This is a genomic window from Streptomyces lacaronensis (genome assembly GCF_047337785.1).
Lineage (GTDB): Bacteria > Actinomycetota > Actinomycetes > Streptomycetales > Streptomycetaceae > Streptomyces > Streptomyces lycopersici.
On sequence record NZ_JBLHDK010000003.1, the window covers coordinates 7964953 to 7987780 of the forward strand.

General features: G+C 70.6%; 24 protein-coding genes. 12 read left to right on the forward strand and 12 right to left on the reverse strand.

The window, feature by feature from the left end:
- Positions 1-9 precede the first annotated feature (9 nt).
- Entirely contained in the window at positions 10-882 is an 873-nt protein-coding gene (locus tag ACMTAK_RS34105; protein ID WP_413809723.1) for an ABC transporter substrate-binding protein, read from the reverse strand.
- 7 nt (positions 883-889) lie between these two features.
- A complete protein-coding gene (locus tag ACMTAK_RS34110; protein ID WP_413809724.1) occupies positions 890-1840 on the reverse strand; it encodes a dihydrodipicolinate synthase family protein in 951 nt (316 codons plus the stop codon).
- Positions 1841-2077: 237 nt separating this feature from the next.
- On the opposite strand from ACMTAK_RS34110, the gene ACMTAK_RS34115 reads away from it, so the two are divergent.
- Positions 2078-3115, forward strand: a complete 1038-nt coding sequence (locus tag ACMTAK_RS34115; protein WP_413809725.1) for a LacI family DNA-binding transcriptional regulator — start codon at positions 2078-2080, stop codon at positions 3113-3115.
- Between the two features lie 232 nt (positions 3116-3347).
- Here the strand turns inward: ACMTAK_RS34115 and ACMTAK_RS34120 are convergent, their stop codons facing one another.
- Positions 3348-3851, reverse strand: coding sequence for a MarR family winged helix-turn-helix transcriptional regulator (locus ACMTAK_RS34120; protein ID WP_413809726.1), 504 nt, complete (start codon positions 3849-3851; stop codon positions 3348-3350).
- Between the two features lie 139 nt (positions 3852-3990).
- Here ACMTAK_RS34120 and ACMTAK_RS34125 point away from each other — a divergent pair, with 139 nt between their 5' ends.
- The 3 genes from ACMTAK_RS34125 to ACMTAK_RS34135 all read left to right on the forward strand — a co-directional run bounded on the left by ACMTAK_RS34125 (position 3991) and on the right by ACMTAK_RS34135 (position 6626).
- Positions 3991-4743: an SDR family NAD(P)-dependent oxidoreductase gene (locus tag ACMTAK_RS34125; protein WP_413809727.1), complete on the forward strand. Its 753-nt coding sequence runs from the start codon at positions 3991-3993 to the stop codon at positions 4741-4743.
- An 11-nt stretch (positions 4744-4754) separates the two neighbouring features.
- Positions 4755-5663: an NAD-dependent epimerase/dehydratase family protein gene (locus ACMTAK_RS34130; protein WP_413809728.1), complete on the forward strand. Its 909-nt coding sequence runs from the start codon at positions 4755-4757 to the stop codon at positions 5661-5663.
- Between the two features lie 105 nt (positions 5664-5768).
- The gene (locus ACMTAK_RS34135; protein WP_413809729.1) at positions 5769-6626 is read left to right on the forward strand and encodes an alpha/beta fold hydrolase; all 858 of its coding nucleotides are present in this window, start codon (positions 5769-5771) and stop codon (positions 6624-6626) included.
- Positions 6627-6671: 45 nt separating this feature from the next.
- Here the strand turns inward: ACMTAK_RS34135 and ACMTAK_RS34140 are convergent, their stop codons facing one another.
- Positions 6672-7766 carry a hypothetical protein gene (locus ACMTAK_RS34140; RefSeq protein ID WP_413809730.1) on the reverse strand — a complete coding sequence of 365 codons (1095 nt, stop codon included), beginning with the start codon at positions 7764-7766 and terminating at the stop codon, positions 6672-6674.
- Positions 7767-7935: 169 nt separating this feature from the next.
- Between ACMTAK_RS34140 and ACMTAK_RS34145 the strand changes: the two genes are divergently transcribed.
- Positions 7936-8379: a protein-tyrosine phosphatase family protein gene (locus ACMTAK_RS34145; protein WP_413809731.1), complete on the forward strand. Its 444-nt coding sequence runs from the start codon at positions 7936-7938 to the stop codon at positions 8377-8379.
- 26 nt (positions 8380-8405) lie between these two features.
- Here the strand turns inward: ACMTAK_RS34145 and ACMTAK_RS34150 are convergent, their stop codons facing one another.
- The 5 genes from ACMTAK_RS34150 to ACMTAK_RS34170 form a co-directional block, all read right to left on the reverse strand.
- A complete protein-coding gene (locus ACMTAK_RS34150) occupies positions 8406-8759 on the reverse strand; it encodes a DUF4333 domain-containing protein (protein ID WP_413809732.1) in 354 nt (117 codons plus the stop codon).
- Between the two features lie 125 nt (positions 8760-8884).
- Positions 8885-9706: a carbohydrate ABC transporter permease gene (locus ACMTAK_RS34155; RefSeq protein ID WP_413809733.1), complete on the reverse strand. Its 822-nt coding sequence runs from the start codon at positions 9704-9706 to the stop codon at positions 8885-8887.
- A complete protein-coding gene (locus tag ACMTAK_RS34160) occupies positions 9703-10653 on the reverse strand; it encodes a carbohydrate ABC transporter permease (protein ID WP_413809734.1) in 951 nt (316 codons plus the stop codon). Before ACMTAK_RS34160 ends, ACMTAK_RS34155 begins: the two co-directional genes overlap by 4 nt.
- A 10-nt stretch (positions 10654-10663) precedes the next feature.
- Complete coding sequence (locus ACMTAK_RS34165; RefSeq protein ID WP_413809735.1) at positions 10664-12046, reverse strand: extracellular solute-binding protein; 1383 nt, start codon at positions 12044-12046, stop codon at positions 10664-10666.
- A 232-nt stretch (positions 12047-12278) separates the two neighbouring features.
- Positions 12279-13268: a carbohydrate kinase family protein gene (locus ACMTAK_RS34170; protein ID WP_413809736.1), complete on the reverse strand. Its 990-nt coding sequence runs from the start codon at positions 13266-13268 to the stop codon at positions 12279-12281.
- A 101-nt stretch (positions 13269-13369) separates the two neighbouring features.
- On the opposite strand from ACMTAK_RS34170, the gene ACMTAK_RS34175 reads away from it, so the two are divergent.
- Both ACMTAK_RS34175 and ACMTAK_RS34180 read left to right on the forward strand, forming a co-directional pair.
- Positions 13370-14155, forward strand: coding sequence for a DeoR/GlpR family DNA-binding transcription regulator (locus ACMTAK_RS34175; protein ID WP_413809737.1), 786 nt, complete (start codon positions 13370-13372; stop codon positions 14153-14155).
- The gene (locus ACMTAK_RS34180) at positions 14152-15522 is read left to right on the forward strand and encodes a 6-phospho-beta-glucosidase (RefSeq protein ID WP_413809738.1); all 1371 of its coding nucleotides are present in this window, start codon (positions 14152-14154) and stop codon (positions 15520-15522) included. Before ACMTAK_RS34175 ends, ACMTAK_RS34180 begins: the two co-directional genes overlap by 4 nt.
- 76 nt (positions 15523-15598) lie before the next feature.
- Here the strand turns inward: ACMTAK_RS34180 and ACMTAK_RS34185 are convergent, their stop codons facing one another.
- The gene (locus tag ACMTAK_RS34185) at positions 15599-16390 is read right to left on the reverse strand and encodes a polysaccharide lyase family 7 protein (RefSeq protein ID WP_413809739.1); all 792 of its coding nucleotides are present in this window, start codon (positions 16388-16390) and stop codon (positions 15599-15601) included.
- Between the two features lie 466 nt (positions 16391-16856).
- On the opposite strand from ACMTAK_RS34185, the gene ACMTAK_RS34190 reads away from it, so the two are divergent.
- Entirely contained in the window at positions 16857-17612 is a 756-nt protein-coding gene (locus tag ACMTAK_RS34190; protein ID WP_413809740.1) for a GNAT family N-acetyltransferase, read from the forward strand.
- Between the two features lie 257 nt (positions 17613-17869).
- Here ACMTAK_RS34190 and ACMTAK_RS34195 read toward each other — a convergent pair whose 3' ends face one another.
- Positions 17870-18532 carry a CatB-related O-acetyltransferase gene (locus ACMTAK_RS34195; protein WP_413809741.1) on the reverse strand — a complete coding sequence of 221 codons (663 nt, stop codon included), beginning with the start codon at positions 18530-18532 and terminating at the stop codon, positions 17870-17872.
- Positions 18533-18743: 211 nt separating this feature from the next.
- Here ACMTAK_RS34195 and ACMTAK_RS34200 point away from each other — a divergent pair, with 211 nt between their 5' ends.
- The 4 genes from ACMTAK_RS34200 (at position 18744) to ACMTAK_RS34215 (ending at position 22008) form a co-directional block, all read left to right on the forward strand.
- Complete coding sequence (locus tag ACMTAK_RS34200; protein WP_413809742.1) at positions 18744-20327, forward strand: FG-GAP-like repeat-containing protein; 1584 nt, start codon at positions 18744-18746, stop codon at positions 20325-20327.
- Positions 20328-20444: 117 nt separating this feature from the next.
- Entirely contained in the window at positions 20445-20885 is a 441-nt protein-coding gene (gene trxA, locus ACMTAK_RS34205) for a thioredoxin (protein ID WP_413809743.1), read from the forward strand.
- A complete protein-coding gene (locus tag ACMTAK_RS34210; protein ID WP_413809744.1) occupies positions 20878-21525 on the forward strand; it encodes a histidine phosphatase family protein in 648 nt (215 codons plus the stop codon). The genes trxA and ACMTAK_RS34210 overlap by 8 nt, the downstream gene beginning before the upstream one ends.
- A gap of 57 nt (positions 21526-21582) precedes the next feature.
- The gene (locus ACMTAK_RS34215) at positions 21583-22008 is read left to right on the forward strand and encodes an OsmC family peroxiredoxin (RefSeq protein ID WP_413809745.1); all 426 of its coding nucleotides are present in this window, start codon (positions 21583-21585) and stop codon (positions 22006-22008) included.
- Here ACMTAK_RS34215 and ACMTAK_RS34220 read toward each other — a convergent pair.
- Positions 21983-22606 carry a hypothetical protein gene (locus tag ACMTAK_RS34220; protein WP_413809746.1) on the reverse strand — a complete coding sequence of 208 codons (624 nt, stop codon included), beginning with the start codon at positions 22604-22606 and terminating at the stop codon, positions 21983-21985. The genes ACMTAK_RS34215 and ACMTAK_RS34220 overlap by 26 nt on opposite strands.
- Positions 22607-22828 lie beyond the last annotated feature (222 nt).

The following is a 22828-nucleotide window of genomic DNA, read 5'->3' on the forward strand; positions in this document are numbered from 1 at the left end:
CTTCGCTGGTTACTTCGCGCTGATCGCGCCGGTGGTCACCTTGAGGTCGCCGGTGTAGGCCGTGACGCCGTATTTCTTGAACAGCGTGGCCAAGTAGCCGTTGTCACGGAGTGTGTTGAGCGCGCCCGCGACCGCGTCGGCGGGCTTCTGCTTGCCGAAGCCGAGGGCGAGCGGCGCGGGATTCATGCCCTTCACCGCCGTCTCGAAGCGGCCGTCCTTCTGGTAGTGGCTGGTGACCGACTCGACGATGGCCACGCCTTCGACCTGGCCCGCGGACAGCGCCTGGTAGGCGTCGGCGGTGGTCGTGAAGGTGCGGATGGTGACCTGCGGCTTCCCGGCCGTCTTCAGTTTCTTGTTGAGCGCGGTGAGGGTGTCGAACTCGTAGCCCGGGGCCTCCACGGCGATGGTTTTGCCGGACAGGCCGTCCTCGGAGGTGATCTTCTTCGGGTTGCCCTTGGCGACGGAGATGGAGACGCCCTGGATCTCGTACGGGACGAGCGTGACGGTCTTGGCCCGCTCCGGTGTGTAGAACATGCCGGTGTCGATCATGTCCCAGCGTCCGGACTGCACGCCGGGGATCTGCGCGTCGAAGGGGATGTTGACGAACTTCGGGGTGAGACAGAGGAGTTTGGCTATCTCGTTGCCGAGGTCCACCCGCATGCCGACGATCTTGTTGGAGGCGTCCAGGTACTGCATGGGCGGCAGGGTCGCGTTGGTCGAAATCGTCAACGTGCCCGCCTTGACCAGGTCCGACTTGCCCACCTTGGGCGTGCAGCCGGTCGGGGCCGCGGCGGCGGACGACGAGGACGAGTCCTCGCTGCCGCAGGCCGCCACGGTCACAAGCAGGGCGGCGGAGGAGGCGGCGATGAGAAGTCTGCGCACGGTCGGTTCACCTTTTTCCGGTGCTGGTGGAACAGGGATGCAGCCCGGCCTCGTCGAGCGCCGCGGACAGGCCGAGCAGCGCGGACGGGTCCTCCAGGGGGAGCAGCGGGGGGCGTACGTGCCCCCCGGGCTGCCCGAGCAGCCGCATGGCGGCTTTGAGCTGCGAGGTGGGTGAGGCGAACCGCGAGCTGTAGTCGTCGTTGACGAGCAGGTTCACAAGCCGTTCGTAGCGTGCGGACCATTCCCGGGCCCGGTCGAGGTCACCGGCCCAGTAGGCCTCGTAGAAGGGGACGGCGAAGAGGGCGCCGAGGCCGCCGCCGTCGATGTTTCCGGCGCCGCCGAACTCGGCCATGACGGCCATGCCCCGGCGGTGGATGAAGCGGCCGAAGACCTGGACCTTCCCGGCCAGGGCGGCGCAGGTGTCCGCGACCTTCAGCTCGTCGCCGGAGCTGTCCTTGACGGCCACCACGGTGTCGAGTTCGGCCAGCTTGGCCAGGGTGTCGACCGTGATGTCGACGGCCGTGCCGCGCGGCCAGTTGTAGACCATGAGCGGCAGGTCGACCGCCCGGGCGAGGGTGGCGTAGAAAGCGTGGATCTCGTCCTGGCTCGGATGGACGTAGGGCGGCGGGGTGGTGAGGATGCCGTCCGCGCCGATCGAGCGGGCGTGCTCGCCGTATCGCGCGGACTCGTCCGCGGTGTACGCGCCGCAGCCGATCACCACCGGTATCTGTCCGGAGAGTTCGGTGACCGCGATCTCGGCCACCCGGCGGCGCTCGTCGGGGGTCTGCGAGAACCACTCGCCGGTCGTGCCGTTCACCAGCACCCCGTGTACGCCGTGTTCCGTGTACAGCCGCAGCAGTTCGCGCCAGGCGCTCTCGTCGAGCGAGCCGTCGGCGGCGAACGGCGTGGGTGCGGCCGGCCAGTAGCCGCGCCAGGAGACGGCACCCGTGGGGGTCATGGTGAGCTCCAATCGAGTATCTGTCCCTTCAGGACGCCTTCAGGACGCCACCTTGTGGGATCGATTGCACAGAACCGTCGCAGCCGGTCCGTGCGAGGTCAACCTCGGATTGGCCTGAAGTTGTCGGAGAAACGTAATTTTTACGCCACTGACTTGAAGGTGTCTGACATGATGACGCCCATCGACTCGGGGTGTGGAGAGTCGTATGGGATCGATTTCATGATCGGAGGTGGACCGGTGGCGGTCACCTTGGACCAGGTGGCGGACGCTGCGGGGGTCTCCAAGAGCACGGCCTCGCGAGTGCTGAGTGGCTCCAGCCGGGTCAGCGACCGGACGAAGCGCGCGGTGCAGTCCGCGGCGGAACGCCTCGGCTACCGCCCGAACCGGATCGCCAGCGGACTGCGTACGCGGCGCAGCAACCTCATAGGGCTAGTGATCACCAACCTGGTGAACGCCTCCTTCCACACCATCACCGGGGTGCTCCAGCAGCGGCTGGACGAGTGCGGCTACCAGGTGCTGCTGTGTGTCACCGACTCCGACCCGGTGCGCGAACGCCGTTACCTGGACATGCTGTTGGACCACCGCGTCGACGGCCTGATCATCGTGGGCACCGGCGACAACACCGCGACGGTCCAGCAGGTGAGCGCGGCCGGCATCCCCGTGGTCAACCTGATGCGCACACCTGACGGCGCTCCCGGTGACTCCGTGATGGCCGGCGACCGGGAAGGCGCCGAACTCGCCGTCCAGCACCTGCTCGGCCTCGGACACCGGCGCATCGCCTTCATCGGCGGCCCGCCGGGCGTCGACTCCGGACGCGACCGTTACATGGGATTCGCCGCCGCCCTGACTGCCGCCGGACTCGAACCCGAACCCACGCTCTGCGCACGTGGCCCGTACACCGTGGCGTTCGGCGCGGAGGCGGTCATGCGGGTGATGGCCGGGGACGACCCGCCCACCGCGTTGTACAGCGCCAACCACGAAGCGACGTTCGGGGCGCTCGGAGCCCTGGTGCAGCTCGGCGTCCGGGTGCCGGAGCAGCTCTCTCTCGTGTGCCACGAGGAGGCGCCCTGGTTTCCGTACTGGCACCCGCCGATCACCGTCGTCGACAACGGCGCCCGCGACCTCGGCGAACTCGCCGCGGAGCAACTCCTGCGCCGCATCGACAGCCGCCCCGACAACGGTGACCCCGGCCCGGAGCGCGTCGGCCGGCTCATCCGCGTCGGCTCCCGACTGGTGGTACGCAGCTCGACCACGGCCCCGCGTCGGCCGAGGTGATGGCCGGTTCCTCGGTCAGCCGACCTGTCTGCTCCTGCGGTCCTGCCCGGGCGTCGTGCCGTACTATCCGTCGGTTCCGGCGCCGGTTCCGGGCCCGGCGGGCGGTGCGGGCCGCCGGGAGCGGCAGGCCCCTGGGCGGCGCCCAGTCATCCAGGCCCGGATGATCAGCGGCTGAGCGGACGCCGTCGAGGGCGGCTTCCGATTCGGTTGCCGCGGAGCGCACGGGAACGCTTCAGCACTCGGCTTCTTCTGGAGTGAGCGACTCTCGCTGGGCGGTCTGTGCGACGCGAGCGAGGAGGGTGCGCAACTGCTCGGCGTCCTGGTCCCCAAGGTCGGTGAGGAGGCGGGCTTCAGCGGCGGCGAGGCTGCGGCGCACGTGCTTGAGCCGGGCGCGTCCGGTGTCGGTGAGCAGGACCTGGCGTGCGCGGCGGTCGCGCGGGTCGGGCCGGCGTGTGATCAGTTCGTGCGCTTCGAGGTCGTCGAGGAGGTACGTCATCACCGTGCGGTCCAGGCTGACCTCTTTTGCCAGCGCGAGCTGTGAGGGCGGCTCGCCACTCGCCAGGGCGACCAGGACGAGGTAGCCGCGCGCGCCTCCGGGGAGGTCGGCGACGGAGTCGGTGGCGACGCGGCGGAACGCGGCGCCGACCATGCGGATCGCCCATCCAAGATCGGTGTCCAGGGCCAGGTCACCGCCCTCGCCGCGGGGCTTCTTGTGCTCGTAATCGGTTGCGCTCACCCGCGTAGCCTAGCACGAACCTGCTACACGGCAGATGTTCTTGCGAACAGAACATCTGCCGTGCATAGTGGATCGGGCAAGGGCGCCTTGCGGCTGATCCACGCAAGGCGGCGTCATGACCACAGCAGGGAAGATTTCAATGAGCACTGGCACCGCTTTGCAGGGCAGCACCGCACTCGTGACCGGGGCGACGTCGGGTATCGGCAAGGCCGTCGCGCAGAACCTGGCCCGTCAGGGTGCCAAGGTCGTGCTGCACGGGCGTGACCAGGCCCGGGGCGAGGCCCTGGTGAAGGAGATCGCGGCCGAGGGCGGCGCCGCCCGGTTCGTCGCCGCTGACCTCACAGACTCGGCCGACACGCTGCGCCTGGCCTCCGAGGCCGGCGACGTGGACATTCTGGTGAACAGCGCGGGCCTGTACGAGTTCACCCCGACGGCGGCGACCGACGCCGCGAGCTTCGACCGGCAGATCGCGGTCAACACCCGCGCCCCCTTCCTCCTGGCCGGCGCGTTGGCGCCGGGCATGGCCGAGCGCGGGCATGGCTCGATCGTGATCGTCGGCTCCAGCGCGGCCCGTATGCCCGCCCCGGTCGGCGCCGCCTACGGGGCCTCCAAGGCCGGCGCGGAAATCCTCACCCGCTACTGGGCGACCGAGTTCGGCGCCTCCGGCGTGCGGGTCAACACCGTCTCGCCGGGCCCCGTGCACACCGAGGGCACGAAAGCGATGCTCGGCGAGCACATCGCGGCCCTGGACAAGGCCAACGCGCGCGGCCGGGCCGGTGACCCCACCGAGATCGCCGAGATCGTCTCGTTCCTGGTCAGCCCGGCCAGCAGCTACGTCAACGGCGCCGTCCTCTTCGCCGACGGCGGCGAACTCAGCGCCCTGCCCGCTTGAGGAACGGTGCGATGGACGTCTTCGTCATCGGCGCCACCGGCTTCGTGGGCGGCGCCGTCGCACGGCACCTGGCCGCGCACGGGCATCAGGTCACGGGCCTGGCCCGCACCGGCCCGGCCGCCAGCACCCTCGAAGCCCAGGGGATCGTCCCGTTACCCGGGGATCTGGATGCCCGGCGCTCCGCCGTCGTCGAGGCGGCGCCGCGCGCCGATGCGGTCATCTACGCGGCCCAGGCCGGTCCGGAGCAGGAGACCGCGACCGTCGAGGACTTGACCCGCGCCCTGGCCGGGACGGGCAAGACGCTGCTCTTCCTCTCCGGCAGCGGCGTGCTCATGCAGCGCACCGCGGGCGCGTGGAGCCAGGACAGCTTCGCCGAGCACGACCCCTTCACCGTCGAGCCGTTGGCCGCCTTTCGAAAGGCGGCCGAGGACACCGTCCTGGCGGCCGCCACTGACGGGCTGCGCGGCATGGTCATCCGCCCCGGAGTGATCTGGGGCCCCGGCGACCATGGCCAGGTGCCGATGACCTACCAGTCGGTCGCGGCGACCGGGGCGGCCAACTACGTCGGGCCTGGACTGAACGTGTACAGCCACGTCCACATCGACGACGTGGCCCGCCTGTTCGCCCTCGCCCTGACAGCGGGACGGCCGGGAGGGCTGTACCACGCGGTGGCGGGGGAAGTGCCCAACCGCTGGATCGCGGAACGGGTCGCGGCCGACCTCGGCGTCGAGCCCCGCAGCGTCACACCGGAGGAAGCGGCCGGAATCTGGGGCGAGTTCGGCGCCCTCATCATGGCCGCTTCCAGCCGGATCCGAGCCGTCACCACGCAGCAGGAGCTGGGGTGGCGACCCGAGCACACCGACATGCTCTCCATGATCGGCGAAGCCCGCCTGCGGGAACTCGCCCACCACGGCGCATGACCGGCGCTTCGCCGCTATGTGAACAGCGGCGAAGCGTCCCCAGCACCTGGCAACTACCAGTCGGAACAACCCCGATGCCCATCTCCACCGTGGAAGAGAACGCTTATGAGAACGCCCAACTGGCTTCCTGGGGGCTTCAAGATCCAGAGGGTCGCCACCAACGGAACGACCCTCTCAGTTGCCGTCGGCGGCAGCGGACCGGTCCTGGTCCTGCTGCACGGCTGGCCGCAGACCTCGCGCGCGTGGGCACGCGTCATGCCGGCCCTCGCCGCTACCCACACCGTGGTCGTCCCCGATCTGCGGGGCACCGGCGCCAGCGACCGTCCCGAGGACGGATATACGAAGGTCAACCAGGCGCGCGACATGCGCGGGACCCTGACGGCGCTGGGCCTGAGCGGTCCGGTGTCCGTGGCCGGTCACGACATCGGCTCGATGGTCGCGCTGGGGTGGGCGGCTGCCCACCCCGAGGACGTCTCCCACCTCATTCTGGTCGACTCCATCCTTCCCGGCCTCGGTCTGGAGGAGGCGATGAACGTCGCCGAGGGAGGCATGTGGCACTTCGGCTTCTTCATGACGCCTCACGTGCCCGAGATGCTCTTCGACGGGCACGAACTGGAGTTTTTCACCGCCACGTTCACCGCCATGTCCAACCCCGGCACCTTCAGCCCCGAAGACCTGTCGGCCTATGCGGAGGAGTACACCGGGCGGGAGCGGCTGCGCGGCGGTTTCGAGCACTACCGCACGCTTCTCGAGGACGGGCGGGAGAACCGGGCCCTGCTGGCCGGCCGAAAGCTGCTCATGCCCGTCCTGGCCGTCGGCACCACCCACTCGGGCAGGGCCACCGCGGACGCCCTGCTCCCTGTCGCGGACAACGTGCACAGCGCGGTCGCGCGGACGGGACACTTCGTCGCCGAGGAAGACCCGGACTGGTTCACCAAGACCGTCACCGAGTTCATCGCCTGATCTCCGGGGAGGGCGCCGGGCTGATCCAGAGACCCCTCTCCGCCGCTATCCGCGCCGCTCGTGGCGGTGCCACTCGCGTCCACCGTCGCGAGAGATCCACAGCCCTTCGCCCTTCACCAGGTCGTACGTCGCCGTCGTCGCGTCCGCGATGCCGTAGAGCGTTGTGCCGTCGACGGTCAACGACGTGAAGGTCGCCGGTGTCTTCAATTCGTGGAAGGCGTTGTTGGCGCGGTCGTCGGCGAGCCAGTAGCGGCCGCCTTCCTCGCCGACGAGCAGCCGACCGTCCGCGAGCGACTTCAGGACCAGCGACTCCGGGCCGCGCTTCAGATCCCTCCAGGGGATGTCGCCGGCGAGGACCGTCCGCCAGTGTTCGCCGCCGTCCGTCGTCAGCAACAGGCCGCGCACGCGCTCGCCCCGGATGAGGGACAGTGCCGCGGTGCCGCCCCGCGCGGCGAGGACGCCACCCGTGTACGGCTTCGGGACGGCTCTGGAGCCAAGGGTGTGACCGTCGCGCTGCCATACGACGCGGTTGGGGTCTTCGGTCAGGGGCTGGTCCAGGCTCCAGACCGTGCCCCGTTCGTCGACGGCGAAGCGGATGGCGGAGTCCGGCACTCCGGCCGGGGGTGCCACGGTACGGGTGGCGGGGCGATAGATGAGGGTCGGCTCCGGTTCGGCGAGCAGGAGATCGCCGGGGCGGGTGCGCGACGGGGTCTCGGTGATGACGGCCTTGTGCGGCTTGCCGCGTACGTCGAGGGCGTACGCTCCCTCGGGCCCCTCGCCCGGCGGCACCCGTACGAAGCCCCCGCGCACCCCCTTGAACGCGGGCGGCGCCGCCTCCGCGTCCGCGTGTTCGGCGTGCTCGGCGACCGTATGGCCGTCGGGCCCGACGATGCGCCAGGCGGTGGCGGCCGGCCCCTCGTCGTCCTCGACGTTGTCGGCCTTGTACGTCAGGAGCAGCGAGCCGTCGTGCGCGCGGGCCACGTCGGTGGGTGCCCCGGCCGCCTCGATGACATCGGCGGGGCGCGGGTGAGGGTCTTCGATGACGCGTCTGTACTTCGCCTCACGGTCCCCGGAATTCCCGTCGCCGGAGCCACTCGTGCCGCAGGCGGTCAGCGCCAGCGCCGCACTCGCCGCGGCCATGAGTCCGGCCGTCCGCCTCCCGTGTTTCCCCAGCCACACCATCGGCACATCCTCACACGACTCACGTCCTTTGCGGAAAGCGCGAAGCGCGACCAGAGTGAACGTATGCGTAAGGACATTGGCGCCGTGCCGACAGTGGCCGGGCGCTTCGGATGGGGGGCGGGGCCCGATGAGTGACGCACCGCTGGCGGGTGCCCTGCGGCTGCCGGACGGCTCATGGGTCAGGGGGCGCGGTCTGCGGAATCCGCGGCCGGAGGGGCCGCTGCCCGGGTTCGGGCTGTATCTGGGGTCCACCCGGTTGCGCCGGCGGCATGACGGGGAGCTGGGGTGGGAGCGCGCATGGGTCGAGTGGCCCGATTTTCTGCTGCCCCGTGACCGTGACCTGGCCGTACGGCAGATTCGCGCACTGCACTCGCGGGCGCGGGCGGGCACGCCCGTGGAGGTCGCGTGCGGGGGCGGAGTCGGCCGGACCGGGACCGTCATCGCCTGCCTGGCCGTCCTGGCGGGGGTGAGCCCCGCCGACGCTGTCACCTGGGCGCGCACCCACCATCACCACCGGGCCGTCGAGACGCCTTGGCAACGGCGTTGGGTGGCTCGCTTTCCGGCCGGCTGACGTGGACATAGAAGGCCCGGCGGCCCTCAGTTCGCAGCCGGGGAAGCGGTGTCGTCGGCCTTGACGTCGAAGTTGATCTGGTCTCCATCGACAGAGGACACCGTGACCGATACGCCCAAGGTGCTGCCGTCGTCCGCTGTGAGCTTGCACCGGGTGGTGTTACCGACCTTGCCGACGAGGTCCTCGGGGCAGGCGACGTTCGGCTTCGGCTGGCCCGTTGTGGCGGCGAGCTTTTCGGCGACTACGGTGGCCAGCTTGTCCGCGGACAGTTTCGGCGTGGACTTTTCGACGCTGACCGAGGCCGAGCAGCCCACGAGCAGCACGCCGGCGGCCACGGCCGAGAGGATCGGAGTCGCCGCGGACAAGCGGGTCGTGGTCATAGTGGGCTCCGGTCTGTGGGGATCATGACAAGAAGAGGCCGGAAGCATACTTGGAGGACGCAAGAGCGGGAGCCGCCGGGGCCGCCGCGGCGGCCCCCGCTCTCCCGTTCGGTTCCATGGTTTGGTCAGCCCTTCACCGCGCCGGAGAGCATGCCGGAGATGAAGTGCCGCTGGAGGAAGACATACGAGGCGACGACCGGCAGGGCGACGATGATGGACGCGGCCGCCAGTACGGAGTACTGGGTGGTGTGCTCGCTCTGGAAGAAGGCCAGGCCGAGCGGTGCGGTGCGCTTGCTCTCATCGGTGATCATGACCAGCGGGAGCAGGAACTCGTTCCAGGTCCACATGAACACCAGCATCGCCATCGTCAGCAGCGCCGGACGGCTGGTGGGCACCAGGATCCGCCACAGCAGCCGCCAGTCGGACGCCCCGTCCAGGCGCGCCGCCTCGATGACGCTGACCGGTACCGAGCGGAAGAAGTTGCGCATCCAGAAGACGCCGAAGGCGAGGGACTGGGCGGTTTGCGGGAGGATCAGCGACCAGTAGGAGTCGGTGAGTCCGGTGTCGCGCAGATTGAAGTAGAGCGGGATGACGAAGGCCTCGGGCGGCACCATCAGCCCGATGAGGGTGACGTAGAAGAGGGCTGATCGGCCGGGGTAGTCGAAGTGCGCGAAGGAGAAGCCCGCCAGGATCGCCAGGACGGCCGTCAGGAGCACCACCGAGACCGCGACCAGCAGGCTGGAGGTCAGATAGGTGGCGAAGTGGCCCTGGCGCCAGGCGGTGGAGAAGTTGCCGAGGTCCAGGTGGTCAGGCCAGGTGAAGGAGGGCCCGGACGCCGCGGCGGGGGTCAGCGCGGACGACACCACGCCGATCAGCGGCAGCAGGGCCAGCACGGCGAAGAGGGTGAGGATGGCATAGTTGAGCGCCCGTTCGCGGCGGGAGATCATGTCTCGTCCTCCTGTGGCTGGACCTTGGTGATCAGGAAGGTGAGAAGGAGGATCACCGCGGTCAGGGTGACGGCGATGGCGCAGGCCGAGCCGACCTGGCCGGTGCCGAAGGCCCGGTTGTAGACCTCGTAGGCGGGCAGGCTGGTGGCGTTGCCCGGACCGCCGTGGGTGGCGACGTACACCAGGTCGAAGGTGCGCAGGGCGGCGATCACGGTGAGGGTGAGCGCGACGGTGATCTGCCCGCGCAGTCCGGGCAGGGTGACGGCGAAGAACTCCCGCACCGCGCCTGCCCCGTCCAGCTTCGCCGCCTCGTACAGCTCCGCCGGGATCTGTCCGATACCGGCGATGAACAGCACCAGGCACAGGCCGATCTCCAGCCAGGTGCCGATGAGTCCGACGGCGGGCAGGGCGGTGGAGAAGTCGCCGAGCCAGGGGCGGGCGACCGCCTCCAGTCCGATGGCGCGCAGCGCGGTGTTGAGGACGCCGTCGGGAGCGTAGATCGCCGTCCAGGCGGTGGCGGTCACGACCATGGCGACCACCTGCGGCAGGAAGATCATCGCGCGGAAGACGGAGACGCCGCGCAGTCGGCCGGCCCGCGTGGTGACCGCGGCGAGCATCAGGGCGAGCGCGATCGGGATGACGGAGAAGAACAGGATCAGGACGAAGGAGTGGAGGAAGCCCGCGCGCAGCTGCGGGTCGCGGGCGATCTCGGTGTAGTTGTCGAACCCCGCCCAGGTGGAGACGGAGATCCCGTCCCAGTGGAAGAGGGAGATCTGCACCAGCTGTCCGAGCGGGACCAGCAGGAAGACCGTGAGGACGAGCAGGGCGGGAAGGGCGTAGAGGTAGCCCTTCCACTGGATGACGCGGCCGCGGCGCCGGACCGGCTCCCGGGTGGGGGCGCCGGCCGGGCGCTTGCGTGCCGTCGGGCGATGTGCGGTGGCGGCCATGAGAGGGGGTCTACCTGCTGTTCTGGAAGGAGGAGTAGTCGGACTGGAGTCGGCTGGTGAACGCCTTGGGGGTGAGGTGTCCGGCGGTCAGCTCCTGGACGGCGGCGGTGAGGGTGTCGTAGAAGGTCGGGGTGGTGTAGTCGAGGTAGGGGAGCAGTCCGTCCTTCTCGCTCACGGCCTTCCACCGGGTGAGGATGTCCGCGTCGACGGTGCCGGGCGTCGGCTTGTAGTCGGCCGGTGGAAGGGCCGGCAGGTTGCCGTGGGTGGCCGCGGCCTTCATGCCGTTCTTGTTGACGAGGAAGTCGATGTACGCGCCGGCGACGTCCGGGTGCTTGGACTTGGAGGTCACGGACCACGCGAGGCCCTCGCCGCCCTGGGTGAGCGGGGGCTGTCCGGCGGCGGGGCTGAGCGCGGTGAAGCCGACGTTCTTCTTCATCTTCGGGGCGAGGACGGCCGACTGCCAGGTGCCCTCCAGGAGGAACAGGGACTTGCCCCGGCCGAAGGAGTCGACGGCCTGGTCCTTGCTCTTGCCGTTGAATCCGGAGCCCAGATACCCCTTGTCGGCCCAGCGGCGCAGCGTGGTCGCGGCCTTGAGGGTGCCGGAGTCCGTCCACTTGGCGTCGCCCTCGTCGAAGACGAGCTTGCGGACCTCGGGCTTTCCGGCGGCGAGGGCCTGGATGACGCCGAAGATGTGGATGCCGGGGCTCTTGTCGGCGTCGCCGTAGGAGAGGGGTTGCAGGCCCGACGCCTTGGCCTTGGCCAGTGCGCTCTCGAAGCCGGTGAGCGTGGTGGGCAGGGGCAGGCCGAGCGACTTCAGCTTGGCCTTGTTGTAGTAGACGCCGATGATCTCACCGGTCTGCGAGACGCCGTACAGATTGCCGGTCTCCCAGGTCTTGCCGTCGGGGGTGAAGCGGTTGAGGTCGAGCAGCTGGGACGGGAAGGCGGTGTCCCAGCCGTAGGCCTTGGCGTAGCGGTCCACCGGCTGGAGCAGCTTGGCCTTCACGAAGGCGCCCATGTCGGGGTAGCCCTGGTTCGCCTGGACGACGTCGGGCGGGTTGGCGGAGGACAGCGCGAGTTTCAGGGTGGTCTTGAGGTCGGCGAAGGACCGGGAGACGCGCTTGATGGTGACGTTCGGGTACTTCGCCATGAACGCCTTGTTGAGCGCCTCTGTGGAGGCGTTGGCGCCCGGGTCGGTGTTCTGGTCCCACACGGTGAGGGTGACCTTCCCGGCCTTGGCGGGGTCGGTGGCGACGGGGCCGGAGGTCTTGGCGCCGGTGGCCGATCCGTCGCTGGGGCCGGGGGAGCAGGCCGCGACACCGGTCAGGACACCGGTGGCGAGCGCCGCCGCGGCTATGAGGCGCCGACGGGGGCGTCGTGGGGTTCTCTCGGCCATGGGGTGGTCCTCCTGGTGCTGGGGGTGCGGTTGGTGCTGGGGGTGCGGCCGCCCGGGGCTGAGGGGGTGGCCGCCTGGGGCTGGGAGTTCGGCCGTACGGGGATGGAGCGGCGTCTGTCGGAACGGGGATGGAGCGGCGTCTGTCGGATGTGGCGGGGCGGTCGTCCGACCGGCGGGACGCGGTCGTCCGACCCGAATCGGATCGCGGGAGACCCGACCCGGATCGCGGGAGCTACGGCCTGATCGCACGGATGCGGACGAGGTCCGCGTCGGGGATCCGGGGCGTGCGTTCGAGGAAGGCGTCAATCGCCTCCCAGCGCGGTGCGCTGTTCGCGCCGCCCAGGTTCTGCACCGACAGGGCGGCGCACAGTCCGGCGAAGCGGAGCCGGGTGGCGAGGGGCCAGTCATGGTTCAGGCCGGTGATCAGTCCCGCGGTGAACACATCACCGGCGCCGGTGGGATCGACGGCCGGCACCCGGGGAACGGCGACCCGGACCAGCTCGCCGGTGGCGCCGTCCACCGCCACCGCGCCGTTCCCGCCATCGGTCACGACGACGTCGGGCACATGGTCGGCGAGCACCTTCACGGCGTCCTCGACCGTGTCGGTACGGGTGTAGCTCGTCGCCTCGACGGCATTGCAGACGAATACGTCGACCTCGGCGAGCCGGGTGAGCAGATCCCGTGACCACTGGCCGGTGGGGTCCCAGCCGACGCCGCCCACCACCCGGGTGCCGCGGGCGCGGAACTCGGCCGCCCAGGCGGGCAGCGGCCGTCCGATCCCGAGTTGCAGAAAGCGGACGGCGGGCAGCTCGCCGTCCCACACCTCAGGGCGCAGGGCCCCCTTCTCCTCGTAGGTGAGGAAGGCGCGGTCGTGTTCCTGGGTCACCGCGACCGTGACCGGGGTGTGCACGGCGGGATCGCGGCGCAGCCAGGTCGGGTCCAGGTTCTTCTCGGCCGCGAGCCGGGCGGCGAGATGCTCGCCGAAGAGGTCGGTGCCGAGCACCCCCAGGATCCCGGTCCGCAGTCCGAGGCGGGCGGCGGCGACGGCGCGGTTCGCGGTTCCCCCGGGGGAGACGGCGAACCGGTCGGCGTACACCTCGGTTCCCGGGGTGGGGAGATGGGGGATGCCGCCGAAGACGAGGTCGCAGAAGACCTCGCCGGCGAAGAGCACGTCGAGCACGGAGACCGCCTCTTTCCGGTGCGACCACGGTGAAGTGCTCAACTATGAGCACTGCCCCTACGGAATGACAAGAGTCGATCAGTAACGAGAATGTCTCTGGGATTCCATGACTGACTTCAGTCATGCGGTGCTATCGTCAATGCGTGACCTCACGCAAACGACATGCGAAGATCGTCGAGTCACTCCGGTCGACCGGGGTGGCCTCGGTACGCGAGCTCGCCGAAAACCTCCAGGTCAGCGAATCCACGATCCGCCGGGACCTGATCCTCCTCGACCGCAACGGCGAGCTGGTCCGTACCTACGGTGGAGCGGCCCTGTCGCCGCGTGGGACCGCGGAAGCCGCCGGTGCGGAGGCGGCGCCCGAGACCCCGTTCAACCTGGTCATCTCGCGTGACGAGGCACTGAAGGAGGCGATCGCCGAGGAGGCCGTGAAGCTGGTCGAGGACGACAGCGTGATCGTCCTCGACATCGGAACCACGCCCCTGGCCATCGCCCGCCGGCTGCGGGGCCGTCCCGTCACCGTCATCACCAGCAGTCTGCCGGTGCTCGACGTACTCCGCGACGACGACGCCGTACGGCTGGTGATGCTCGGTGGCGTGCTGCGCCGCAACTATCAGTCCCTGGTCGGCTCCCTCACCGAGCAGGCACTCCGCCAGGTCAGCGCCGACCTGCTCTTCCTGAGCTGCACCGGAGTGCGGCCGAACGGCCATGTGGTGGACAACATGGCCGTCGAGGCCCCCCTGAAACAGGCCATGATCGAGACCGCTGGAAAGGTCGTCCTGGTTGCCGTCGAGACCAAGTTCCCCGGCACCGGATCGCTGCGCGTGTGCTCGCTCGCCGACCTCGACGTCCTGATCACCACCAGCGGTGCCGACCCCAACACGCTCCAGCTCTGCCGCGAGGCGGACGGAAAGGTGATACTCGCATGAAGTTGACCGTCCTCGGCGGCGGCGGATTCCGCGTGCCATACGTCTACCAGGCCCTGCTGCACGATCAGGGTTCCCCCCGTATCGACGATGTGTGGCTGTACGACACCGACCCGGCCCGGCTCAAGGCCATGGCCGAGGTGCTCGCCCAGTTCGCCGACGGCCATGCCGAAGCGCCCAGGGTGACGGTCACCACGTCGCTCGACGACGCCCTGGAGGGCAGCGACTTCGTGTTCGCCGCCATCCGCGTGGGCGGGCTGGCGGGACGGATGTGCGATGAGCGGGTCGCCCTCGACCTCGACGTCCTCGGCCAGGAGACCACCGGCCCGGGCGGCTTGGCCTATGGGCTGCGCACCATCCCCGTCATGCTCGACATCGCGCACCGGATACGGCGCCTGGCCCCGCACGCCTACGTCATCAACTTCACCAACCCGGCCGGCATGATCACCGAAGCGATGCAGAGCGTCCTCGGCGATCGGGTCCTCGGCATCTGCGACACGCCGTCAGGTCTGGGCCGCCGCATCGCCACGACCCTCGGCCTCGACCCGTCCCGGGCCCAGTTCGACTACGTCGGTCTCAATCACCTCGGCTGGATGCGCCGCGTTCTGCACGACGGCGAGGACATCCTGCCCCGGCTGCTCGCCGACGAGCAGCGCCTCGGCGACCTGGAGGAGGGCGTGGTCTTCGGGCGCGAGTGGCTGCGCGACCTCGGCGTGATCCCCAACGAGTACCTGTACTACTACTACTTCAACCGGGAGGCCGTACGGTCCATCCTCGACGCTCCGCAGACCCGCGGCGAGTTCCTGGCCCGCCAGCAAAAGGAGTTCTACCAGCGGGTGACGGAGGCCGCCGCGGGCTCGGCCGTGTCGCTGTGGCGGAAGACCATCGCCGACCGCAGCGCCAACTACATGGCGGAGGCCAAGGGCGCCGTTCAGGGAGAGGCCCAACCGAACGAGGACTTCCGGCCGGACCCCGCGCATCAGGGGTATGCCGGGGTCGCCCTCGCGGTGATGGCCGCGATCAGCCGCAATGAACGCGCCACGATGATCCTCAACGTGCGCAACGGGACCACCGTCTCCGGCCTCCCCCACGACGCCGTCGTCGAGGTGCCCGTGACCGTTGACGCGAACGGTGTCCACCCGCTCACCATCACCCAGCCCGATCTCCACCAGACCGGTCTGATGCAGCAGGTCAAGGCGGTCGAGCGGCTCACCATCAGCGCCGCTGTCACCGGCTCCCGGACCGATGCCGTGAAGGCGTTCTCCCTCCACCCGCTGGTCGACTCGGTGACCGTCGGCCGCAAGCTGCTCGACGGCTACATCGACCGCATCCCCGAAGTGGCCGAGGTCTTCAGCGGCCGGACGTCCTAGCGGCGCCCAGCGGCGCCCAGCGGCGCCCAGCGGCGACAAGGCCCGGCGGCCCCCTTGGCCGCCGGGCCTTGGGGGCTCAGCCGTGGGAGACGGTCAGCCCGTAGAAGCCGACGCGCGCTCCGTTCGTCGTGCTGTCGGAGGACGACTGGTTGTACGAGCCCGCCTTGAAGTACTGCTTGTACGGGAAGAAGGACGACGGGATGTCGTAGTGCGTCGTGCTGCCGTTGACCGTCAGGTCGATGGTGTCGCCGCCGGAGACGCCGATCGTGTAGTTCCATGTCTTGCCGACCGACACATGGCCCACGTTGTGCAGCGTCTGGCCACCGTCGGGGGAGTTCTCGGTGCCGAGGACGATGTCGCCGTTGGCGCGGTAGTACAGCTCCACCAGCGGCTTTGTGGAGGAGCCGCCCGAGCCGAGGTGGATCTGGCCGACGCAGACGTTCTTCGTCACCGACACCACGCGCAGCGTCGCCTGCAGCTTGTGCGAGCCGCCGAGCGACCAGTCCGCGGCGCCGCCGTCGCGGTTCATCTCGCGCAGCTCGGAGCGGGCGTAGTTGGAGTTCGGGGTGGTGACGCCCTTTTCGGGCGCCCAGAACGTCATCGCCCCGTCGCGCTTGTCGGTGTAGAAGTAGTCGTCCTGGAATCCGCTCGCCCCCTGGAGCCGGGACGAGGGGATGGTCGTCGGCTTGCCGGGAGAGCCGACCGGCTCCTGGAGTTGCCACACCGACAGGTCGAAGTTGCCGCCCGGCGCCTTCGACGGGTCGGCGAAGGCGGCCGTGGGGGAGGCGCCGGCGGGGCCCGCGAGGGCCAGGCCACCGATGACGGTGGTCACGGTCGCCAGCGCGGTGAGCAGCGTACGGATGCGCATGGGAATTGCCTTCCCGTGGGGGGTTGGTATGGACCGTGGTCCATGTATATGAAGTTGGTGTTTCGTTGTGAACGCCGAGATGTGACGAGACGGTAGAGTCGTGGTGTGTCCGCGTCAATCCTCCTGGGCGGGTTCGGTGGGGTGCCGGGCGACTGAGGCCCCATCAAGCGGTGAGCGGACTGACGCGCCGCTTCGCGAAAACACTGACGCACCGCCTCGCGAAAACATGACGCGCCGCTTCGCGAAAACCATGTGTCACCCGGCCACGCCGTGCGCTATGTTCCGCGTGGCGATTCCACTATCTGTCAAAGGACTGAAGCCCATGGACTCGGCGTCCCCCAGCGGCCGCCGTCGGCACTGAGCGATCGGTGCCAACAATCCGTCTCCTCACGGCGGCCCCACATATCCGTACACCGCTTCCTTCCGCGGCGCCTTCCGCCGCGTTGATCCGTGAGGTCACTTCACCATGGGCACTGACGTCCAGAGTTTTGCCGTAGCCAACCTCCGCCGCCGCCCCGTGCTTGTCGAGGTCGGGGGCTTTGTGGCGGGGATCGATCCCGGTACCACCAGCCCGTACATCAACTACGCGACCCCGCTTCCCGGCGCCCGGCCCACCGCCCGGGACGTCATGGAGCTGATCGGGGCGTTCCGGGTACGCGGGCTCAAGCCCCGGCTCGAGTTCGCGCCGGACGCCGCGCCCGCCGTGGAACCCGCGCTGCGGGAGGCGGGGTTCGGCGTGGAGGCCACGCACGCGTATCTGGTGTGCACTCCGGAACGGCTCGCCGTTCCGCGGGGCACGGCGGCCGTTCCGGTGGCGGCTCCGGCCACGGACGAGGACTACCGGGCGATCGACGCCGCGCTGGCCGAGGCGTTCGCCAGTGAGTTCGCCGCCTCCGAGGAGGGAGCGGCCCGGCTGCGCCGCGTCCAGGAGGACGGCGGCGCGGTCCGGTTCGTCCGGGCGCCCGACGGGGGCTGCGCCGGCGGGGCCACCTGCTCGGCTCCTGCCGTGGGCACCGCCGAACTGGCGGGCGTGGGCACCCGTCCCGCCTTCCGCGGCCGGGGCATCGCCGCCGCGGTCACCGCCGCGCTGACCGGGACGATGTTCGCCCGGGGCGCCCGGTCGGTCTGGCTGGAGTACTCGGGCGAGGGCTCCCGCCGCGTCTACGAACGGGTCGGTTTTCAGCCGCGGGGGACTCGTCTGTACATGAGTCTCGAGAGCTGACGTAAGGGGGGCGGATCTCTCCCCTCCCCGCCCCTTCCCGCTACCAGGGGCTTCGCCCCTGGACCCCCGGGGTCCGGGGTCGGAGCCCTGCCATGCGGCGGAGCCGCGTATCGATGCCGCGGGAAGGGGCGGGGCCCCGATCCGGGGCCGGGGGCGGGGTCTGGGGTCTGGGGTCTGGGGGCGGGGCCCCACGCGGCGGAGCCGTATATCGTCAGGTGTCGGGAAGGGGCGGGGAGGGGAACAGCCGGCCGCAGGCGTCAAGCCCCGTCGGACACGTCCTGGCGCGGGGCCGCCGCCTCCAGCTCGTCCACGCTCCCGGACATGATCGTGCGGATATGGGCGGTGAGATGCTCGATCGGCCAGTCCCACCAGGCCAGGGCCAGCAGCCGGGCGATGTCCCCGTCGTCGTAGCGGCGGCGGATGAGCTTGGCCGGGTTGCCGCCGACGATCCCGTAGTCGGGAACGTCGTCCACCACCACGGAACCGGAGGCGATGACCGCGCCGTGGCCGATACGCACGCCGGGCATCACCATCGCCCGGTATCCGAACCAGACGTCATGGCCGACCACGGTGTCGCCCCGGCCCGGCAGGCCGGTGATCAGGTCGAAGTGGTCGGCCCATGAACCGCCCATGATGGGGAACGGAAACGTGGACGGGCCGTCCATGCGGTGGTTGGCGCCGTTCATGATGAACCGCACCCCTTCGCCCAGCGCGCAGAACTTCCCGATGACCAGCCGCTCCGGCCCGTAGTGGTACAGCACATTGCGGGTCTCGAACGCGGTGGGCTCATCCGGGTCGTCGTAGTACGAGAACTCCCCGACCTCGATCAGCGGCGAGGTGATCAGCGGCTTGAGCAGCACCACTCGTGGCTGCTCGGGCATCGGGTGCAGCACGGTCGGGTCGGCGGGTATGGCCGGCATCGCACATCGCCCTTTCTCGTCGCGGGTCAGGGGCCAGGGGGCAGGGGCCAGGGGCCAGGGGCCATGATCGCAAGGTCGGCGCCCGGTGTCGCGTGTATTTGGCGGGGGCGGCCGAGAGGCAACCCGAGCGCGCTCGCTGGAGTCCTTGAGCGGTGAAGCCCGTCCTTGAGGGTGAAGCCCGTCCGCTCGATCCGCCTTGCGAGGTGTCGCCGTGCGTTCGCCCGTTCCCGTCGCCGCCGTGGCCGTGTCCGTGCTGCTGCTCGCCGGGTGCAGCGAGGTCGGCCACGAGGGGCGGAGGCCGGTGGACGGGCCCACCAAGGGGGCGGCCGGCGCCCCACTCGGGGACTTCAACGGCGACGGTTACGACGACTTCGCCACCGCCATCCGCCCCACCAGCGCCTCCCGGGGACCGTTGCCCGCCCGGCTCGCGGTGGTCTACGGCGGGGCGCACGGCCTCGACCCTCGGCACCGCCTCGTCGTGGACGGCGCCGAGGACGACTACGTGGGCCCCCTGCTGCGCACCGATCTGGACCGGGACGGATTCACCGACCTGGTGACGGCGCGGTTCCGGCACCGGCACGGGAGTCCGCCGCGGGCCGAGCGGACGGGGGAGACGGTGGTGCTGCGCGGCGGCCCCCGAGGGCTGGCCGCGCCGCGCCCGCTCGGCGGCGGCGCGGCCGGGCTCCTGGCGCTGGCCGTGGGGGACTTCGACGGGGACGGCGCGGCCGACCTGCTGGCCTCGGCGGCGGACGATTGGGGGGACGGCTGGGATGACGGCCGGGGTGACCGCCGGGGTGGCCGGGGTGTCGGCCGGAGTGCCGTACGCGTGCTGTACGGGCCGTTCGGCGCGAAGGCTCACCCCGCCCGTACCGCCCCGCTCCCCACCGGCCCCACCGAGCGGCCCCGCCGCGGCGCACCCGCCACCGCCACGGCCGGGGACTTCAACGGCGACCACCGCACCGATGTGGTGCTGACCTACCGCTACGGCCTCGGCCAAGCGGACCAGCCGGAACTGGGTGACACCGCCCCCCTCGACACCCCCGTCGCCCACTACCGCGGCGGACCCAGGGGCCTGGTGCGGGACAAGCGGCCCGAGGCACGCCTGGCCCACGCCCTGGGCACGGAGGACGGACCGCGCGAGCCCGCGGCCGGGGACGCCGACCACGACGGGGTCGACGATCTGCTCGCGCCCGGCCAGGGGACGCTCGGCCCCGGCCGCCACCGCGGCTCCGGACGGCTGACCGTCGTCCACGGCGCCAAGTCCGGTCTGGGCCGGGGACGTGCGGATCTCACCGTCGATCAGTCCGCCCCGGGCATGCCCGGTGACGCACGGCGCGGGGACGGGTTCGGCGGCTCCCCGGCCGTCGGCGACATCACCGGCGACGGCCGCCCCGACCTCGTCGTGGCCACCCCGGAGAAGAACAACGGCAACGGCCGGCTCACCCTGCTGCCCGGCTCACGGCACGGGCGCGGCGGCGAGTACGCCCCCGACCCGGCCAAGAGCCCGTACCGGGGGCACGGCGGGGAGCACCGCGGGGAGCAGTCCCTGGACCTGGACACCCCGGGGGTGCCCGGTCGGCACACCCCGTACGGCTTCGACGCCTTCGCCCCGCAGCCCCCGCTGCTCGACGTCGACGGGGACGGACACGAGGACGTGGTCGCCGCCGCGCCCGGCTACGGCCGCGGCAGGACGGGCGGCTTCTGGATCTTCCGGGGGACCGACCGCGGGCTCTCCACCAGGGACGTACGCCGCTTCACCCCCGCCGACCTGGGCATACGCTTCCGGGCGGGCTAGCTCTCGGGCCAGCTCTGGAGACGCCGCCACCCCGCCACCGGCCCGGAATAACGGCGGGCGGTGGCGGGTTACGGTGCATGTGGCATCTGCCGACGTACGGAAGCGGGTAACGCAGGCATGAGCACTAGCACCGTCGAGCTCACCAAGGACAACTTCGACGAGATCGTGTCCGGGAGCGAATTCGTCCTGATTGATTTCTGGGCCTCCTGGTGCGGGCCGTGCCGGATGTTCGCGCCCATCTACGAGAAGGCCGCCGAGCGCCACCAGGATCTGCTGTTCGCCAAGGTCGACACCGAGGCCCAGCCCGAGCTGGCCGCCGCCTTCGACATCCAGTCCATCCCCACGCTGATGATCGTGCGGGAGAACATCGCGGTCTTCGCCCAGCCCGGCGCCCTCCCCGAGCCGGCCCTGGAAGACCTCATCGGCCAGGCCCGCGACCTGGACATGGACACGGTGCGCGCCTCCATCGCCGCCGCGGCGAACGAGAAGCACGCCATCGACAAGGAGAAGGAGCAGGGCGTCGCGGGCGAGGAGAAGGCATCCGGCGGCCGTGGCTGAGCTGCTGCTGGTCCGGCACGGCGAAACCGAGTGGAGCCGGTCGCACAAGCACACCAGCTGGACCGATCTGCCCCTGACCCCGCGCGGTGAGGAGCAGGCACGGGCCCTGCGCCAGCCGCTCGCCGCACGGAAGATCGGGCTGGTCCTGGTCAGCCCGATGGAGCGGGCCCTGCGGACCGCGCGGCTCGCCGGGCTCGAGGAACCCAACCTCGAGCCCGATCTGCGCGAATGGGACTACGGCGGCTACGAGGGCATCACCACCGACGAGATCCACCGCACCCGCCCCGACTGGAACCTGTGGACCGACGGCGTGCCGTCGGCCGGTCCCGACCACCCCGGTGAGTCACCCGAGCGGATCGGGGCCCGGGTGGACCGGGTGCTCGCCCGGATCGCCCCCGAGCTGGAGTCGGCCGACGGCGCTGATGTGGTGCTGGTGGCGCACGGCCACGTGCTGCGGGTGCTCACCGCCCGGCGGCTGGGCCTGCCCCCGTCCGCCGGTGCGCTGTTCCGGCTCGACACCGCGACCGTCAGTCGACTGGGAAGTGAGCATGGTCGCCCGGCCATGGTCGCCTGGAACGTAGGCTCGGAGTCGATCTCCGGACAGGGCGCCACCGGAAGCGGTAGCACCCCCGCCGGTTGATCACCTCCGACCGTATACGCATATCGCACGTCCGACAGGAAGCAGGGAACAGCGAGCATGGCAACGACGCGTACCGCGCACACCGTCTGGCAGGGCAATCTGGCCGAGGGCAAGGGGACCGTCACCTTCGACTCCTCGGGCATCGGCGAGCAGCCGGTCTCCTGGCCGTCCCGCGCCGAGCAGGCAGGCGGCAAGACCAGCCCCGAGGAGCTGATCGCGGCGGCCCACTCCAGCTGCTTCTCGATGGCGCTCTCGCACGGCCTCACCCAGGCGGGCAACCCGCCCACCCAGCTGACCACCCAGGCCGAGGTCACCTTCCAGCCCGGTACCGGGATCACCGGTATCCACCTCACCGTCGAGGGCACGGTGGAGGGTCTGGACGAGGCCGCGTTCACCGCGGCGGCCGAGGACGCCAAGAAGAACTGCCCGGTGAGCCAGGCGCTCGCCGGTACGGAGATCACGCTGTCGGCGAAGCTGGCCTGACGTCCTCCATACGCTGCAGCAGTCCCCAGGTGAACTCCGCCACATAGTGGCGGAGTTCACCGTTCTCCGCCTCCGGCGCGTCGAAGGCGAGCCGCCAGCGGGTGGGCGCCGAGCCCTCCATGGGCCGCGCGGGGGCGAAGGCGCGCGCCACCTCGTCCACCGTGCAGGACCAGGGCGCGAGGTCGGCGGCCGTACGCAGCCGGGGTCCGGGGGCGCCCGGAGCGCGCACCAGCCACTCGTTCCACACCGCCCCGTTCGGCGCGGTGAGCACCTCGAACCGCAGATCCGGCCACAGCGGCACGGACCAGCTCAGCGCCTCGCAGGTCAGATCGCCGATCCGGCGGGTGGCGGTGGACTCGGGCGGGCCCAGCACGGAGCGGTAGCGGGCCACTGCCGAGCGACGCCGCGGCGAGCGCTGCATGGCCTGCCAGCGGCGGTTGGCCTCGCGCATCACCGCACGCCCGAACCCCAGCTCGCGCAGTGCGTCCTCGACCAGCCCCGGCTGATGGTCGGCCATCCGGCGCAGCAGCACGAGGACGAAGGGGAAGGGGGCGGGGAACGAGTCGGGCTGAGCGAATGAGCCGGGCGCGGAATCCATGGCTCCTATCGTGGCGTACGGGGTCGCCGTGCCGGGGCGTAAGGGCTCGCCGTGCCGGGGCGTACGAACTCGCCGTGCCGGGGCGTAAGGGGGCGTCCTCCTCCGGTGGCGCAAGCGCTTTCCGGCGCATCGTGCCTTTGCCGGACCATTGCCGGGGGAAGTCCCCTCCGCATAACCTGTGTTCGCGATACCGGCCACCGGCCGGAATCTCGAACGCTTGCC